Here is a 17169-nt window from a genome sequence, read left to right as displayed (position 1 = left end):
GTTATCATTGATACATTCTATTAGGACAGAAAAGAGGGTACAACCATGAATGAAATCCCACAGATTACACCACAGGAACTGCGTGAGCGGCTCGCTTCAGGCGAAGAGCTTGTTCTGATCGACGTCCGCGAAGATGATGAGGTTGCCTTCGGCATGATTCCCGGTGCGCAGCATATCCCAATGGGCCAGATCCCGCAGCAGACTGATGAGCTTCCGGCTGATACTGAGATCATCTTCATTTGCCGTTCCGGCAACCGCAGCCAGCGTGTCTGCGAATATCTGCAGCAATTCGGCATTAAGGGCTCGAATCTGAGCGGCGGCATGATTGAATGGAATGAAACCGGACAAGCCTAGTCCAAGCCACGAACACACTTAAAAGCTCAAGCGCGGTAATGCATTAAAATATATTGTGAGACTTCGGCCACATTCAGCTCCGTTGTATCGACCGTGCAGTGCGCGAAACGGTAAGCCTCCCTGCGCTGCTCCATAATAGCGCGGACCCGTTCTTCGGCATTGCCGGCGAGCAGCGGCCGGTTCTCATCCCCGCTGACACGGGCGATAATCGCTTCCTCAGTGGCCGTAAGCGCCACAACAAGCCCCTGCTCGAGCATAACCTCCGCATTACCGGGTGCCAGCACTGCGCCTCCGCCTGTAGAGATTATTCTGCGCTCACCCTGCAGCATCCGCTTCAGTACGGCCGATTCAATCTTCCGGAAAGCCTCTTCGCCGCCTGCGGCAAAAATCTCCGCAATACTCCGGCCTTCACTCTCCGTAATCACTGCATCCAGATCAACCAGTTCATATCCAAGCTCCTCAGCCAGCATAGCGCCTACCGTTGACTTCCCCGTAGCCATCATTCCGACGAGTATGATATTTCTGTTCTCTGTTATTTCCCGTATATTCTGCCGTTCTTCCTGATCCCCAGCCATAACTACCTCCAACCGCGACATTTGTCATATCATAACACAGGGTGAAAAGTTTGCACAATGCAGCAGAGGTGCAAAAAAGCCCGAAAGCTCTCCGCAGGAAGCGAAAAGCATTTCGGGCTCTCTATAGCCTAAGCTGGGCGGTTACAATTACTCAGCCAGCCAGTTGTGGTGGAACACGCCTTCTTTGTCCACGCGTTTGAAGGTGTGGGCGCCGAAATAATCGCGTTGTGCCTGCAGCAGGTTCGCCGGAAGGCGTTCAGTGCGGTAGCTGTCATAATAAGCAAGCGCACTGGAGAAGCCTGGAACCGGAATACCCAGGGTTACGGCCGAAGCAATAACTTTGCGCCATGCGGATTGGTAGTTATCCATAACATCCTTGAAGAACGGATCAAGCAGCAGGTTCTTCAGGTCTGCATTATTGGCATAGGCATCCGTGATGTTCTGCAGGAACCGGGAGCGGATAATGCAGCCGCCGCGCCAGATCTTGGCCAGTTCACCATATTTCAGATCCCAGCCGTATTCATCAGAAGCTACACGCAGCTGTGCGAAGCCTTGTGCATACGATACGATTTTGCTGGCGAACAATGCTTTACGCACGTTCTCGATGAATTCAGCCTTGTCACCATCGAAGGCTACAGCAGCAGGACCGCTCAGCACTTTGCTGGCTTCAACGCGTTCTTCCTTCATTGCAGACAGGAAGCGGGAGAATACGGATTCGGTGATCATGGACAGAGGCACGCCGAGATCCAGCGAGCTTTGGCTTGTCCATTTGCCGGTACCCTTTTGTCCGGCAGCATCAAGAATGACGTCTACCATGGGTTTGCCGGTTTCTTCGTCATACTGCGCGAAGATATCCTTAGTAATTTCGATCAGGTAGCTGTCCAGCTCGCCGCTGTTCCACTCTGCGAAGGTGTTGTGCAGTTCCTTGGCATCCAGGCCCAGCACATCTTTCAGCAAATGGTACGCTTCGCCGATCAGCTGCATGTCGCCGTACTCAATGCCGTTATGCACCATTTTTACATAGTGCCCGGCACCGTCCGGTCCGATATATGTACAGCAAGGCTCTCCGTCCACTTTGGCAGAAATAGCCGTAAGAATAGGTTCAACCAGCTTATACGCGCTTTCCTGACCTCCAGGCATAATGGAAGGACCTTTCAGTGCGCCTTCTTCGCCGCCGGATACGCCAGTACCTACGAAACGGAAGCCTTTGTCCTCAAGATATTTGCTGCGGCGAACAGTGTCAGGGAAATAAGCGTTACCGCCATCGATAATAATATCGCCCTGATCCAAGAACGGCAGCAGCTGCTCAATGGTAGCATCGGTTGCTTTGCCCGCCTGAACCATAATCAGGATTTTGCGCGGCACTTCCAGGGATTGTACAAACTCCTCAACTGAGAAAGTACCTACCAGGTTCTTGCCTGCTGCTTCTGCGACCAGATCATGTGTCTTCTCCGGGGAACGGTTAAACACGGATACGCTAAAGCCTTTGCTCTCGATGTTAAGAGCCAAATTTTTGCCCATTACCGCCAAGCCAATGACGCCGATTTGTTGTTTTGACATCTGGTTCTCCACCCTTTGCACCCTGTATTTTTTGTGAAATCCATTTCTCGCAGTATAAGAATACCACCCTTTGTCAGAGACAGCAAAGTTCCGCCTGCGAAAGAGAGATCAATTTCATTGACAAAGTCCTAAGAATCAGGGAAATTGCTCACAATGACTATTTTAACGGTTTTGAGCGCAGAAGTGAACCCCTGCACGCAACTTGCATTACAAAGTTCAAGGCACCCCATAGCGGGATGCCTTGAACAGAAGATAATTCATTCAATTTCACCATTCAAGCGCGGCAAGCTCCCTGGTCAGAATGTTCAGCCTGGCCGTGCAAGCCTCCACCTCTGCAGAATCCTTATTGTGCATGGCTTCACTCAGCCGGTCCAGCTGCTCATCAACCTCCAGCCGGCGGTCACGGATCCGCTCCTCGCCTTCAATAGAGTAGAACAGCTTCGTCAGTTCCTGATCGGATAGCAGCGGACCTTTCTGATACAGCACACGCTGCTGATATCCGGAAATCTCCACCAGTCGGATCACTTCGCCGAAAAGAATATTCTCAATAATAATCTGGCGGTCGCGGAAACGTTTGACTACGGCATGGCCGCGCATATCACCAATCAGCTTCTCCATCCATTCAGCCAGGCGCGCATCACGGATCATATAATCTCCCACCAGCTTGAAGCCATCCTTAATCCGCTGGAAGCGCAGCTTCACAAGCTTGCGTCCGGTGCGCACCGAAATAAGAAAAACATTCTCATTCTCACTCCAGTAAAGGGAATAGCCTTCCTTTATCAGATCCTTGATCAAGTCCTGGATATGTTGTCTGTCAAACCGGAGCTCCAGATTGCAGTACTCCACTTCGTCATTTTTGTTCACGGCACTCCCCCCTAACTGCTTGGTTACAGCATAGCCAGTTTCATGGCCTAACTTTAGAAGTAGAACTGACTGCCGGACCTCCACATACGCCCCATCATTTTGCCTTCGTCTTACACTTATTTTATACTTCATTTTATGTAGCGGTAACTTGGTTTATTGACTATTTTTACCCGCTTTCCGCCTTTTCCAAACGCCAGACCCTACTTTTGAAGTCATTCCCCGGTCTATTGTGCAAAATAAATATATAAAAGCCGCAGGCAGCCGGGTTTACCGGTCTGTCTGCGGCTTTAGTATTTCCTAATACTTTAATATAAGCAGCACTTAATGCGCGCTTCCTTGCTTCAGCTTCGTCCGGTGGACAATCAGCAAATGCAGGCCGAAGAGCAGGACCATTACACCTGCACTGGCCAGAAAAGGCGCACTATGGCTGACGGAATCCCACAGCTTGCCGGACAACACGGGACCTGCAACCATTCCTGAGCCCTGCAGCGTCAGGAACAGGCCCCAGACCGTCCCCCGCTCTCCCTTGGGAACCTGCTTGGCCAGGAAGGCATTCCATGCCGGCAGAATAAGCGCATAGCTTATTCCGACCAGCGCCACGGCAACGAAGGCCAGCGGCAGCCAGCGGACCTGCGAGAAGAACGCCAGGGAACAGGCTGCCAGCAGGAAGCCGATGTTGAGGAAGACCGATGTCCCGATTTTATCAACCAGCTTGCCCGCCGGAATCAGCGCCAGCACCGTGATGCCCCCGCCGGCAATCAGCAGCAGGCTGAACTGGTTAGGCGTCACATGCAGCTCGGAGCGGGCGAACAAAGTAACCACCGGGGTCATGAGCCCGATGGCAAAAGCCTGCAGGAACAGCGCCGGGAAGAGCAGCCGGCTTACCTTCAGGGAAGTTCTGACCTGATGCCAGGTCCGCTTCAGGCTCTGCAGCGGCCGCAGCGGCGTGCGCGGCACTGCAGTCCCTTCGGGATTCATCTCACGGACGACATGAGGCGCATGGCCGCCAATTCTAGAAGGCAGCAGCAGTGCTACAGCCACTACGGCAGCGGCGAAGCCCATCAGCACCAGGAATACTGTACGGTAGCTCTGTCCGCCATGGTCCATCATGAAATTGACGATAATCGGGCCAATCCCGGTACCGGCCAGCGACGCCATCTCCACAGCACCCATAGCCGCCCCGCTGCTGCCGCTTTCCGTAGAACCGGCAAGTTCGGTAATCCCGGTCATAGTACAAGGCCATAGCGGCGAAGTTCCGATGCCCAGGACTAGACAGGCAATAGACAATGTGGTTGCATCTTTGGCATAGATAATCATTCCGACAGCCACCAGAATCAGCAGCAGCGCACCTGTCATCGTCCAGCGGTAGCCAATCCGCTCCATCACCCAGCCGAACGGGCTGCGGAACAGATTATCTCCCAGATACTGCAGGGCAAAGGCGAAGCCGACCACCGTCACCGACAGGCCCAGAATATTCTCCATGTAGACTGGAAGCAGGGCTACCAGCAGCGATCCTTTGACGAATTCGACCAGAAAAATAATGACCCACATCTCCACAATGAACGGTGAGGCCAAATTGATATGCATACGCTGCGCTACTTTGCCAGACATTTCATCACATCCTAGTATTATGTTGATTGATTTGTTATACTGATGCTTGCTCAAGCAGAAATGGCTAGTCCGTCCTCAAATGGACGGTATCCGTTTCAGCGAGAAATATAAGGATGAAGTTTAGTGTAAACTAATACTTCCTTATATTTTGAAAAATCGACTCTTCGCGAAAGGTTGTGACAGCATTAAATGGATCAACATGTAACTCCCCTCTTCACAGCTCTTAAAAAGCATGCCGCCGGAAACCCAGTTCAATTTCATATTCCGGGACATAAGAAGGGGCTAGGGACCGATGCCGAATTCCGTGAGTTTATCGGCGATAACGCTCTATCCATAGATTTGATCAATATTGCACCGCTTGATGACCTTCATCAGCCCACCGGGGTTATTCTTGAAGCTCAGAAGCTGGCTGCAGAGGCCTTCGGCGCCGATTACACGTATTTCAGTGTACAAGGCACGAGCAATGCCATCATGACTATGATCCTCTCTGTCTGCTCAGAAGGAGATAAAATTATTGTGCCGCGCAATATTCACAAATCAGTGATGTCGGCCATTATTTTCTCCGGAGCCAAGCCTATTTTCGTCTCTCCTGTACAGGATGAGAATCTTGGGATAGACCACGGCATAACCACAAGCTCGCTCGAACGGGCTTTGAGGCGCCATCCGGATGCCAAAGGTGTCCTCGTTATCAATCCGACGTATTTTGGCGTGTGCGCCGACCTGCGTTCGATTGTCGACCTGGCCCACAGTTACGGGGTTCCCGTACTTGTGGACGAGGCACATGGAGTATTGATTCATTTTCATGAGGAATTACCGGTATCGGCCATGCAGGCCGGTGCGGATATGGCAGCAACCAGCGTGCATAAACTGGGCGGCTCCATGACGCAGAGCTCGGTACTGAATCTCAATGCCAAGACAGGTCTTGTTAACCCTCAGCGGGTACAAACCATTCTCAGCATGCTGACCACAACTTCAACATCATATATTCTGCTTGCTTCTCTGGATACCTCCAGACGCAACCTGGCGCTAAACGGCCATGAGATGGCCTCCAGAACCATCGCTTTATCCAACTATGCCCGGGACGCTATTAACAGCATTGAAGGCTTGTACAGCTTCGGCAAAGAAATTCTCGGTACAGAGGCAACCTTTAATCTCGACCCGACCAAGCTTAACATTCACGTCCGCCATCTGGGCATTACCGGATACGAAACCGAGAACTGGCTGCGTCAGAAGTATAACATCGAAGTAGAACTCAGCGACATGTATAATATTCTTTGCCTGATTACCCCTGGAGATACCCAAGAATCGGTAGATAAGTTGTTAGCCGCTCTGCGCGTGCTCTCAGCGATCCATTACAGCAAAGGTGAGATCTATGAGATGAAGGTGCAGGTGCCGAATATTCCGCAGCTGGCCCTGATTCCGAGAGATGCCTTCTACGCCGATACACAGCTGGTTCCCTTCCGGGAGTCTGCAGGCTACATTATTGCAGAATTCATCTATGTTTATCCGCCGGGCATCCCGATTCTTCTCCCTGGTGAAGTTATTACCCAAGATAACATTGACTATATCATCGACCATGTGGAAATCGGCCTGCCGGTCAAAGGCCCTGAGGACCGCAGCATCACCAACATCAAAGTAATTGTAGAGGCTGAGCCGATTTCTTAATCGGCTCTGGCCCTGCAGCAATACAAAACCCCGATACTGTTACAGTATCGGGGTTTTGGTATTAGGCGGTGCTGTCTTGTCCAAGACAGCAAGCCTAAGTACTTGATTCACTGAAATCTATTCTTGCTGGGCCAGCAGCTCGTTGTAAGCTTCTTCAACAGCTTTCCATTCAGCTTCATCTTCAATGTTGTAGAGAACCATTTCTTCGTCTTCTTCTTCCATACGCAGAATGATGCCGTCTGCTTCAGGGTTTTCGCGCTCGAGCAGCAGTGCGTATAACTTCTCGCCTACGTCAAACGTTTCTACCAGCACCATTTCTACATCTTCGCCCTGCTCGTTCGTCAAGGTCAGCACAAACTCCTCGTGCTCATGGTCGTGATCATGTCCGCAACCGCATGCTTCACCATGTTCATGGCCATGCTCATGTTTGTGATCGCTCATTGAAATACCTCACTTTAAATTGAATTATCCTACATTTGGTATCGTAACACGTAAGATAAGTTCAGGTCAATTTGCAGACCCCGGTTAATTCTTGGCCGAAGCCGTAACCACCTTTTCTGACACAAGAACGTAATCTCCGCTCTTGGATGACTTGATGAAGAACCCTACACTGTATTTGCCGGATTCTTTGAAATCATAGGTGAATTCCGGGGTGGAGAACCAGAAGTCCTCATTCTTCGAGCCGCCGGCATCCTCCAGAATATCCTTCACATTCCCTGACGGATCGGTGATTGACACCTTCACAGCTGAGACGCTGTCCTTCAGGCTGTCAACCTGGGTAAGGATCTTCATCTTCAGCTTGCCTGTATTTACATTGCCGAATACCGTATCGCCCTTGAACAGCACAATATGCACATTAGGCTTGAGGATCGTCACTTTGCCTGAACCGTCCCAGCTGACGACACCTCCCGCTTCTCTCGCAGGGATATAGGCCTTGCCGTCAATCAAATAGCCCCCATCGGCTATTTCCTTTCCATTGCTCCACACTTTGATTTTCTGGTTTACAGCGTCAGCGAACAAATATGAGCTTCCCATCATGGAAAACACAACCACGCATAGAGCAATTTTTTTCCATCTCATTGTAGAGCCCCTCCAAATAATTCATGCTGTTAATGTATACTACCAACCCTTCGACAAGTTGCGCAGAATTCAGGGAATTATTTCTTTTTGCAGTAGAAAAGAAACATGCATCATTATGCAACCGGTTTCGGTATGGAATCTATGGAATTTCAGGGAAATGTGCCCTCCTCACAAAACAAAAAAAGCCGGACATTAGCATCAAAATAGATGCTTGCCCGGCCGTTTCATCCTGTTATCTATGCCTGGTTAAAATTGCGGAAGCTGATCCAGATTGTTGGTAGGATCCCCATCTGCATCGCCGCGAATATACATTTCGCCGTCTTTCCCTTTGAATGCGTTGACTCCGGCAATACTCCCGGACTGAACCTCCTGAAGTGCCTGCTGATAATCCAGCACACGGCCGGAAGAGGTCTGGAACTTGGTCAGATCACCATCACCGTTTCTTTGGGCTGCAATAAAGCGTTCACGTTCGTTGTTCATCACTTAGGATCTTCTCCTTCGCGCCTGGGATTAGCCATCAATCTGGCTCACAGATAGCTTGTCCATAGAATCGAAAGAGTATGTACCCGGGCTGATTACAGCGTTTTCTGCATTCTCACGTGAAGAATACCGGCATCATAGAAGGGCTCCGGGGAAATTACTTCATAGCCCAGTTTGCTGTAAAAGGCTTCTGCATGACACTGGGCGTCGAGAATAGAGGCTACCAGGCCGAGTTCACGGGCATGCCCCTCCATAGCGAGCAGCAAAATCCGTCCGAAACCCTTGGACCGGTAATGCTCGTGAACAGCAATCCGCTGCATTTTAGCGGTCTCTGCCTTGTAATAAATCAGTCTTCCGGTAGCTGCCGGCTCCCCGTTGTCCTTAAGCAGGAAATGATGCGCATTGTCACCGATCACATCATATTCATCAATCTCCTCTTCGGCCGGCACCTTCTGTTCCTCCACAAATACCTTATTGCGGATCGCAAGCGCCATCTGGAGCTGCTCCTCTGTAGTGACATGTACGATTTCCACTGCCATTCTCCTCTAGCCCCTCTCTATAGGTCCAATCAACATTGAGCCATTATACAGAATTTTTAATATCCTGTATAGAGCCTCTGTTCTTCAGGGATAGGGAAGACGGATAAGCCGCGTCCGCCGGACTACTGAATGGAATACACCTCTTCCGGAATCGAACGGTCGTACACATCCTGCATAACCGGTGATATAAGACTATCCGGTGTATCCAGTCTGCCATCCAGCCCGTTCATCTTATGAATCCCCGTATACCCGGGAGACTCACCGCCAGCCGCACATCCGGCCGTCCCCAGCATCACACATACTCCAATGACCCCGCTCCACACTATTGACCTGCGCATAATTGTACCCCCTGTTCTTCTTGGCTCTATACAGCTTTGACGAATCAGGGGCTTCATAAACGATTTCTTACAGATTTACATTGCCAACGATATGCACAAGGTACATCATGCCGCCGAGAAAGCCTGCGAGTACAAAATAAGCAATACCATATCTCCAGCGTAACGCGGCCGGCACATCATAATATTTATCATTATCAAACACTGTAAAACTGATCTCACACTGCATCTTCAGCTGCAGCTTAGCATCCACATACAGCTGGTCCAGCTGTACGATCCGGACTTTATCGATAATGGACTGCACAGGCATAGTCGTTGTACCGTAGTAGTCCAGATTGTCCCAGCGGACACCAAGATATTGCTGGCGGTTCAAATCACTGTAGGTGGTAAAAGGCAGTTCCCTTTTGTGCTCAGGTCCGGGAATCAGATACCCTTGATCCTGCAAATCTTCAATCGGTATCAGGAAGCTCTTCAATACGGCATGCATCTGATTCTTCGTGCGCCGGCTGATATATTTCTTGTACATGTCATAGGCAAATAACAGCCAGATAATACCGAACAGAATAGATTTCAGATAGATGATCACAGCCAGACCTCCAACCAGACCCACCAGCCATAACCACCGGGTAACCGCAGTTGCAATTCTTCCCCCATCCAGCGGATGAATCGGCAGCAGGTTGATCAGGTTTATAAAGAATCCGACATAAGCCAGTGAATACAGCAGCGGGCTGTGATAGTAATAAGCTGCTCCGAAGACGGCGGCCGCGCCAATGCTCCCCAGAATGGGACCTCCAAAAGCAACGTAGGCTTCCTCTCTGGCATCCAGCGGTTGTTTCTTCATCGTAATGAGTGCTCCCATAAAAGGAACAAACAGCGGTGCGCTCACCGGCAGCCCGATCCGCTTGGCAGCGATAACATGGCCTATCTCATGAACGAATAATAAGGCAACGAAGCCCACTGCAAATTGCCATGGTGAGATCAGTGCATAGGCCCAGATAGACACCATCATCGAAATCAGCGGTCCCGCAATCTTCCCCAGCTTAAGCAGAGACAGAATGGTTTTGCCCTTCAGCAGCAGCAGTACTCCCGCACTACCAAGCCATCCCATTATGCCTGAGCTTTTCTTTTCCTGCTTTTTTTCCGGCAAAAGTCTCATTCTCCTTTATCTCTATATCTGGTGTTGACATAAGCCATCACCTGCATATATGATATCCAGTAATTAGGATAACCACAATAGCTATGAAGAGAAAGAGTACCTTGGCAATTCTTTCACAGAGAGCTCCGGCCGCTGAAAAGGAGCAAAGAAAACCCACGGGAATATGGTCTCAGAGCTGCGCATCGAAGCCCGCATAAACGGGACGTAGGCTGCGCCGGAACCCGCATCCGTTACCATGCTAGGGTATACCCGCAGGCTTATGCGGACGTACCTGAAGAGGTGGATGCCGCAAGGCATTGATGAATTTGGGTGGTAACACGTGAGCACAGGCTCTCGTCCCTTTTGGGGATGAGAGTCTTTTTTGTGCGCTTAGAAATCTAAACATGTTTTCCGAAAGGGATTTGTCCGAATCCGTTTCAAGGAAACATCTGTCAACAAAACTTATAGGAGGACAATGACATGACAAACATTTTTATCGGAGGGGCTTGGCCGTATGCCAATGGCTCCCTGCATCTGGGCAGGCTTGCGAGTATTCTACCAGGAGATATCCTGGCCCGCTATCACCGTGCCAAAGGCGACGCTGTGCTGTATGTCTCCGGCAGTGACTGCCATGGCACTCCCGTCGCTGTGCAGGCGGCGCAGGAAGGTGTATCCCCTGGTGAATTCGCCAGCAGATATCATCAGGAATTCACAGATTGCTTCCGTTCGCTTGGATTCACCTATGACTTATACACCCGGACCGATCAGGAGCATCACCACAGTGTGGTGCAGGAGCTGTTCCTTAAGCTGCTGGATAACGGCCATCTGTACCAGAAGTCTACGCTCCAATGCTACTGTGAGCAGGATCAGCGCTACTTGCCGGACCGCTATGTAGAGGGAATCTGCCCGGTCTGCGGACAGCAGGCCCGGGGTGACCAATGTGATTACTGTTCTACGATACTCGACCCGGTTGACCTGCTGGAGCGTACCTGCAAAATCTGCGGAACCCCGCCGGTGCTGCGTTCCACCCTGCATTATTATTTGTCACTGTCCAGCTTCCAATGCGCACTCTCAGATTATGTGGATTCTGCGCAGGGCTGGAGAGACAATGCTGTGCGTTTAACCCGCAGATATCTGCAGGAAGGACTGCAGGACCGCGCCGCAACGCGGGATCTGGATTGGGGGGTAGATGTTCCTGTAGATGGCTTCACGGACAAAAAAATCTATGTGTGGATTGAAGCGGTCAGCGGCTATCTGTCCGCCAGCAAGCAGTGGGCTGCCGGGACTGGCAACCTCTGGGAGGATTTCTGGCTTGAATCCACTGAGAACAAGGACGCCGGGTACCCTCCCATTACAGCCTATTATGTGCATGGCAAGGATAATGTGCCTTTTCACAGCCTGATCTGGCCGGCTCTGCTGCTGGGTGCTGGAGACCTTCATCTGCCGGACCGTATCTTCTCCTGTGAATACATGACTCTCGAAGGGGAGAAATTCTCCACAAGCCGTAACTGGGCCGTATGGGTACCAGATATTCTCTGCCGCTACGATCCGGACTCCATCCGGTATTTCCTGACGGCGAACGGTCCCGAGAAACGGGATGCCGACTTCTCGTGGAGAGAATTCATCTACAGCCATAACAGCGAGCTGCTGGGTGCCTTCGGTAATTTCGTCAACCGCAGTCTGGTATTCGTGAATAAGTTATGGAATGGCGAGGTGCCTGAGGGCACACTGGATGCCGCATGGGCCGGCAGCATTAATACATTGTACAGTGAGACCGGGAGACTTATTGAGGGGGGCAGCTTCAAAGAAGCGCTCGAGCATGTCTTCACCCATATCCGCCAGGCCAACAAATATTTCGATCAGCAGCAGCCGTGGCTGCAGATTAAGAATGACCCCGCCGCCTGTGCCAGCACGCTGTATACCTGTGTACAGATCATTGCTAATCTATCCAACCTGTTGAACCCGTTCATTCCATTCTCCTGCGGCAAGATCAGGGGGTTTCTGGCCCTTGAACAGCCTGTCTGGCAGCCGGTAGACGTTCCGGCGCATCAGCGGGTGCAGGGGCTGGAATTATTGTTCGAACGGATTGATGTGGCGCGGATTGAGGAGGAGACCGAGCGGCTTAAGAGCTTGCAGCACTGAGGCGGAAAACTTCATCATCTCCTCGTCAGCTGGCTGATGAGGCGGACTGAGATTCCTCTATTCCTGCAAATCAGGCAGATTCCCGGGTCAATCGGACTGAGAATCTCTTATATGCCCGGCCGCCCCTCATTTTGGGGCCGGATGAACAAAATAACGCACTCAGTCCGTTGCAGCCTCAAAATGCGGCTTTTTCGGGAAATAGGGTCCTCTCAGTCCGCTTCACTTTTGCGATGAACACTTGCTCCAGTAAACCTGCTACCTGTTACTCGTCACCTGTCACCTGTCACCTGTCACCTGTCACCTGTCGCCTGTCGTCAGTCGCCTGTCACCTATCACCCGTCACCTGCTACCTGTCACCTGCTACCTACTACCTTTTACTTGTTACCTATTTCCGTTTTCACAAGATTCCGAACACCTGCGGTATGCGGCGCAACTCAAAAAAGCATCCTTATCCGCAGACCGCTTACAAAACAAGCGGTGCAGATAAGAACGCTTTTGGATTTCAATGCATAACTGATGCTGCTGCAATTCTTAACCCTTCAGCCCTTAATGGCCGGGAAAGCGCCCTCCGGCTGCAACACCCTGCGGGGAGATCCGCTCGATCCGGGCCAGATCATCCGCTGACAATACTACCTGCAACGCACCGAGATTCTCTTGCACCCGATCCAGCCGCTTTGTTCCCGGGATCGGCACAATTTGCTCACCCTGCGCAAGCAGCCAAGCCAGCGCAAGCTGCGAAGGAGCACAGTCCTTCTCGGCTGCCATCTGCCCGATAAGCGAGACCACTTCGAGATTCCTGGCGAAATTCGCTCCCTGGAACCGCGGGTAGCTACGGCGGTAATCGTCCGGCGGCAGGTCGTTGAAGCTTTTAATCTGACCGGTCAGAAATCCGCGGCCCAGCGGACTATAAGGAACGAATCCGATGCCCAGTTCTTTGACCAGCGGCAGTATTTCATCCTCCACCTCCCGGCTCCAGAGCGAATATTCTGTCTGCAGTGCCGTAAGGGGATGTACCGCATGTGCGCGGCGTATCAGCTCAGGTAAAGCTTCCGATAAGCCAATGTAGCGGATCTTCCCTTCCTTGACCAGTTCAGCCAGCGTGCCTATAGTCTCCTCGATAGGTGTGTTCGGATCAGGACGGTGCTGATAATACAGATCAATATAATCCATACCGAGATGGTATAGGCTGGAATCTACGGATTTTTTGATATAAGCCGGATCACCCTTGGGGCCCTGAGTATGCGTAATGCCAAATTTGGTCGCAATAACCGCTTTATCCCGTCTGCCCTTAAGTGCGCGGCCCACGAGCCTCTCATTGCTGCCAAAACGCTGCTGCGCGAAATCTCCATAGATATCTGCTGTGTCCAGCAGGGTTACTCCCAGGTCGAGTGCCCCATGGATCACTTTTACCGACTCTTCGTTCTCCGGCATCATCATCGTTCCTAGTCCCAGAGCCGATACTGTCAGCCCTTCGTTTCCGAGTGTTCTTGTCTGCATTTGGTTGTCTCCCTCTTTTCCCGGTGAAAGATTCTTCGGATATGTCCCTATTCTAACCTTCCTGCCATGGAGCAGCCACAGTACGTTTATGCTAGTAAGATCATTACCAGGTAACAGAACAGCACAGAACAGAAATAGAAACAGACCGGCCGTCCAGGTGACTCCTTTCGATTCTCAGCTCTCTGCCACCACAGGTGTATAAATACAGATATGCAGACCCGGATGATCGGCCAGACTCGCAACGGAGTTAATGTCATAGGTCACAGACTGATTTGTGCTTAGACTTTGTATGACTACGCGATTTACTTTTTTGCCTTGAATGTTGTGCAGCTTCCACATCTCTGCGAAATCCATACTGTCCTCACAGAGCTTCACTACCATGTCTTTGTACCAGGGATCGTGCAGATGCATGTCATAATAGGTTCTGAACACAGCTACTGAATAGAGCGCGAACTCCTCCCAATTCAGCATCCGGCGGCGCAGCCCCTGATCGAGAAACAATAGACGGAGCATAATGCGCTCGGAAGCGGGCAGCTTCCCGAAATTGCTAAGAACTTCACCCGCCTTATCATTCCAGGCCAGAACCTCGGACCGCTCATTCGTAATAAAAGACGGATAAGACAGCTGGCTGATAATATCCCGCCACTGCGGATTCAGCCCGGGACTCACCGTATTAATAGAAGGAACTGTATCTGGGTTCCCTGGATTCCACAGCTCGAACAGATGCGTCCGCTCATCAGGGGTCAAGCGCAGGGCCTGGCTGAGACTCTCCATAATCTCTCTGGAAGCAGTAACTTCTCTGCCTTGCTCCAGCCACGTATAATAGGTGCTGCTGACACCCGCCAGAATCGCCACTTCCTCCCGCCGTAGTCCGGGTGTTCTGCGCTGGCTGTTCGTTTCCTTAAGCCCGGCAGCTTCAGGCTGCAGCCGGTCCCGGCGTGATTTCAGATACTCTCCAAGCCGCTTAAACTTCGAATTCTCATCGCTCATAAACTAACCTCTTCTCACAGCAATTGGTGTCCCTATTCTACCTTATTCTCTGCCGTTCACAAACTCACACGGAATTCGGACCTGAGAAGCTATACCATAATCTCTCGCATAAAAAGCTGTAGAACACCCTTCGCTTCGCACCGCGATCAATAGAAATAACCCCGCTGGCTTCTCCAAGCCGCTGGTGCGGTAACATGGACGAGGCTTACGGGGCTTAACTATCTCGCATGTGTCTCTCTGCTGCTTGCCTATGTTTGCATTACAGCCTGGAAGCTTCAGCCGTAGTAATTTCAACAGCCTGCGCAGCAATCTTCTGCAGCTCGGCTGCGATAGCCTCCACAGAGCCCTTCCACAGCTTGCGGCCTAATTCTTCACTGGCATGAGTCGGATCACCTATGACACCCGTTGCCGAGTACCTGGTGAAGTCGAGTCCGGGATCATCCCAGTCCGGTTCACTGCTGCCGGGATTGGCAATCAGCTCCTCACGGATGCACTCAGGATGTTTATAGAGTCCCAGCGATGTGGTGAAGCTATCAGCATGACCACCCGGAATATGCGGATCGGCATGTGTGCACCAGACACCATGGAACGGATGATGCGGAAGATGAACCCTGGCTTTTCCTGCATACTCCTGATTAAATTTCACAGCCACCTGGTTCAGCATATGTCCGCCGCAGCCGCGCATAATCACCAGCTGCTTGAAGCCCTGGTCAGCCAGTGAAACCAGAACCGCATAGATCACATCCTCATATACCTTCTGCGGGATGTCGATGTAGCCATAGCCGTAATTGCGGTGCTCGGGAGTTGGACCAAATGGAATCGTCGGAATTACCAGCGACTTCACACCGTAGCTCAAATTTGCCATAGTTGCTGCTTCAATAGACAGCTCGGTAGCCAGCCAGATATCAAAATCCACCGTCGCATGCGGCCCCTGCTGCTCCGTGCAGCCAGTTGGAATAATAGCCATATAGCCTTCGGCTGCTTTTTGCTTAATCTCCAGAAAAGTTAATTTCCCATATTCTACGTTCATCTATAATCTCCTTATATGGTACTGCATCATATCTTCCTGCTCAGACTTACTGTAAATTCGGGCTTGGTCTGGTAGGCCATATAAGCGACTGTACCGTCAAATGCCAGATAAGCTTCATAACGGGTGCGGATAGCAGGGCTGGTAATCATCTCAAGCACTTTATCCCGGCTGACCCAACAGCTCTCCGATGTTTCATCCGATGTTGCTAATGCCCCGCCGATTGGCCTGCACACATAGTCCAGCATCACTTTGGTCGGGACATCGGTTACACCGTCATGCCATTTGTACATCCCCGTATTGGAATACACGCCGATCAGCTGGTCAACCACAGTGAGGATGCCACTTTCCTCCTGTATTTCACGGGTTAGCGCATCCATCAGATTCTCTCCCGCCTCCACTTGCCCTCCAGGAAACACCCAACCGCCATGAAACGTTCGGACCAGCAAAATTTCTCCTTGCCCATTCTCAACAATCCCGCCGACCGCCACAATATGAGTAGGCATAGACACGGCAATCACTCCGTTCAATGGTATGATTATTGCGCACCAAATTCCACTTGTTCAATAGATCTGCTTTCATTGGCATTTCCGCTCAGTTGCTTGATATATTCAGTTACTCTCGCGATTAGCATCGGATATATCCCCGGATACGTAACCGTTTCCGGAATTTCTCTGAATCTGCGAATCTCCTCCATTTCATATGGGGGCAGGGGGCCGAACTTATCTACAGCTGCAAAGTATAGCATCCCGTAGTTCGCGGGTACTTCTTCACTTCTGACCGAATATACACATATAGGGTATAACTTGTACGCCTCAGCGCCTGTTTCCTCATACAACTCCCTGGCGGCAGCTTCATCAGAACTCTCTCCTGCTTCAATATGTCCTCCGGCAAATTCCCATGTGGACCGCTCGCGGTGCCGCACCAGAACCCAGTCCTCACCCTGCTTCATGACAATCACAACATACTTAAGACTAACCTCAGGCATTTCAGATTCATGCAAAGTTACGATCATTAGAAGAACTCCTTCGGCTTCATTATGTATAATGGAATGATTGAGAGATATTCCCAGACAATTGCCATCATTATATTATAAAATCTTTTCTGTGTCGCTCAACTTTTTCGCTGCAAAAAAGCCCCGCTCACATTCAGCGGGACCTGCACCTTAACTTATCATCTGCCGCCAGTAAAGGGATTAATCTAACCTGTCAAATCACGGCCGGCCTTCTTCTCTTCCGCCGTGATCCGCTTCCCCAGAGTAGCATAGCAATACCTCCTATTTATTTCCATTAAACCCCATATGACATCCAGTCTA

At 51.0% G+C, this 17169-nt stretch carries 18 protein-coding genes and 1 other annotated feature; of the genes, 3 read left to right on the top strand and 15 right to left on the bottom strand.

Translation table 11 applies throughout. The annotated features are described in order from the left end of the window. Nucleotides 1-45: 45 nt before the first annotated feature. On the top strand, nucleotides 46-354 hold the full coding sequence (locus tag NSU01_RS14400) for a rhodanese-like domain-containing protein (RefSeq protein ID WP_042136512.1): 309 nt from the start codon (nucleotides 46-48) through the stop codon (nucleotides 352-354). 26 nt (nucleotides 355-380) lie between these two features. Here NSU01_RS14400 and NSU01_RS14395 read toward each other — a convergent pair whose 3' ends face one another. The 4 genes from NSU01_RS14395 to NSU01_RS14380 all read right to left on the bottom strand — a co-directional run bounded on the left by NSU01_RS14395 (nucleotide 381) and on the right by NSU01_RS14380 (nucleotide 4964). Then, on the bottom strand, nucleotides 381-929 hold the full coding sequence (locus NSU01_RS14395; RefSeq protein WP_042136510.1) for a shikimate kinase: 549 nt from the start codon (nucleotides 927-929) through the stop codon (nucleotides 381-383). Between the two features lie 147 nt (nucleotides 930-1076). Beyond that, nucleotides 1077-2489 (bottom strand): NADP-dependent phosphogluconate dehydrogenase, encoded by a 1413-nt coding sequence (gndA, locus tag NSU01_RS14390; RefSeq protein WP_039297916.1) that lies wholly within the window; start codon nucleotides 2487-2489, stop codon nucleotides 1077-1079. Nucleotides 2490-2756: 267 nt separating this feature from the next. Then, nucleotides 2757-3353 carry a hypothetical protein gene (locus tag NSU01_RS14385; protein ID WP_076245389.1) on the bottom strand — a complete coding sequence of 199 codons (597 nt, stop codon included), beginning with the start codon at nucleotides 3351-3353 and terminating at the stop codon, nucleotides 2757-2759. Nucleotides 3354-3674: 321 nt separating this feature from the next. Then, complete coding sequence (locus NSU01_RS14380; protein WP_042136506.1) at nucleotides 3675-4964, bottom strand: MFS transporter; 1290 nt, start codon at nucleotides 4962-4964, stop codon at nucleotides 3675-3677. Nucleotides 4965-5153: 189 nt separating this feature from the next. Here NSU01_RS14380 and NSU01_RS14375 point away from each other — a divergent pair, with 189 nt between their 5' ends. Further along, nucleotides 5154-6629, top strand: coding sequence for an aminotransferase class I/II-fold pyridoxal phosphate-dependent enzyme (locus NSU01_RS14375; RefSeq protein WP_039297911.1), 1476 nt, complete (start codon nucleotides 5154-5156; stop codon nucleotides 6627-6629). A 117-nt stretch (nucleotides 6630-6746) separates the two neighbouring features. Here NSU01_RS14375 and NSU01_RS14370 read toward each other — a convergent pair whose 3' ends face one another. From NSU01_RS14370 to NSU01_RS14345, 6 genes are all read right to left on the bottom strand, one after another. Beyond that, a complete protein-coding gene (locus NSU01_RS14370; protein ID WP_019911532.1) occupies nucleotides 6747-7070 on the bottom strand; it encodes a DUF1292 domain-containing protein in 324 nt (107 codons plus the stop codon). A gap of 84 nt (nucleotides 7071-7154) precedes the next feature. After that, on the bottom strand, nucleotides 7155-7709 hold the full coding sequence (locus tag NSU01_RS14365; protein ID WP_042136504.1) for a hypothetical protein: 555 nt from the start codon (nucleotides 7707-7709) through the stop codon (nucleotides 7155-7157). A 246-nt stretch (nucleotides 7710-7955) separates the two neighbouring features. Further along, nucleotides 7956-8192 carry a DUF3892 domain-containing protein gene (locus NSU01_RS14360; protein WP_039297904.1) on the bottom strand — a complete coding sequence of 79 codons (237 nt, stop codon included), beginning with the start codon at nucleotides 8190-8192 and terminating at the stop codon, nucleotides 7956-7958. 92 nt (nucleotides 8193-8284) lie between these two features. Further along, entirely contained in the window at nucleotides 8285-8728 is a 444-nt protein-coding gene (locus tag NSU01_RS14355; RefSeq protein ID WP_042136503.1) for a GNAT family N-acetyltransferase, read from the bottom strand. Nucleotides 8729-8850: 122 nt separating this feature from the next. Beyond that, nucleotides 8851-9066 carry a hypothetical protein gene (locus tag NSU01_RS14350; RefSeq protein WP_144026120.1) on the bottom strand — a complete coding sequence of 72 codons (216 nt, stop codon included), beginning with the start codon at nucleotides 9064-9066 and terminating at the stop codon, nucleotides 8851-8853. A gap of 67 nt (nucleotides 9067-9133) precedes the next feature. After that, entirely contained in the window at nucleotides 9134-10219 is a 1086-nt protein-coding gene (locus NSU01_RS14345) for a site-2 protease family protein (RefSeq protein WP_076245387.1), read from the bottom strand. 74 nt (nucleotides 10220-10293) lie between these two features. Next, nucleotides 10294-10563: a binding site (T-box leader), on the top strand. Nucleotides 10564-10678: 115 nt separating this feature from the next. Here NSU01_RS14345 and metG point away from each other — a divergent pair. Beyond that, nucleotides 10679-12340, top strand: coding sequence for a methionine--tRNA ligase (metG, locus tag NSU01_RS14340; protein ID WP_076245384.1), 1662 nt, complete (start codon nucleotides 10679-10681; stop codon nucleotides 12338-12340). Between the two features lie 546 nt (nucleotides 12341-12886). Here the strand turns inward: metG and NSU01_RS14335 are convergent. From NSU01_RS14335 to NSU01_RS14315, 5 genes are all read right to left on the bottom strand, one after another. After that, entirely contained in the window at nucleotides 12887-13837 is a 951-nt protein-coding gene (locus tag NSU01_RS14335) for an aldo/keto reductase (protein ID WP_076245382.1), read from the bottom strand. 174 nt (nucleotides 13838-14011) lie between these two features. Further along, nucleotides 14012-14827 (bottom strand): helix-turn-helix transcriptional regulator, encoded by an 816-nt coding sequence (locus NSU01_RS14330; protein WP_042136499.1) that lies wholly within the window; start codon nucleotides 14825-14827, stop codon nucleotides 14012-14014. A gap of 259 nt (nucleotides 14828-15086) precedes the next feature. Then, nucleotides 15087-15857, bottom strand: coding sequence for a creatininase family protein (locus tag NSU01_RS14325; protein WP_042136498.1), 771 nt, complete (start codon nucleotides 15855-15857; stop codon nucleotides 15087-15089). A 26-nt stretch (nucleotides 15858-15883) separates the two neighbouring features. Beyond that, complete coding sequence (locus NSU01_RS14320; protein WP_042136497.1) at nucleotides 15884-16366, bottom strand: NUDIX hydrolase; 483 nt, start codon at nucleotides 16364-16366, stop codon at nucleotides 15884-15886. Between the two features lie 26 nt (nucleotides 16367-16392). Further along, nucleotides 16393-16869 (bottom strand): NUDIX domain-containing protein, encoded by a 477-nt coding sequence (locus NSU01_RS14315; RefSeq protein WP_076245379.1) that lies wholly within the window; start codon nucleotides 16867-16869, stop codon nucleotides 16393-16395. Nucleotides 16870-17169 lie beyond the last annotated feature (300 nt).

It is taken from the genome of Paenibacillus sp. FSL H8-0259, assembly GCF_037963255.1.
GTDB classification, from domain to species: domain Bacteria; phylum Bacillota; class Bacilli; order Paenibacillales; family Paenibacillaceae; genus Paenibacillus_AQ; species Paenibacillus_AQ phytohabitans.
This window is presented reverse-complemented; position numbering and strand designations above follow the sequence as displayed.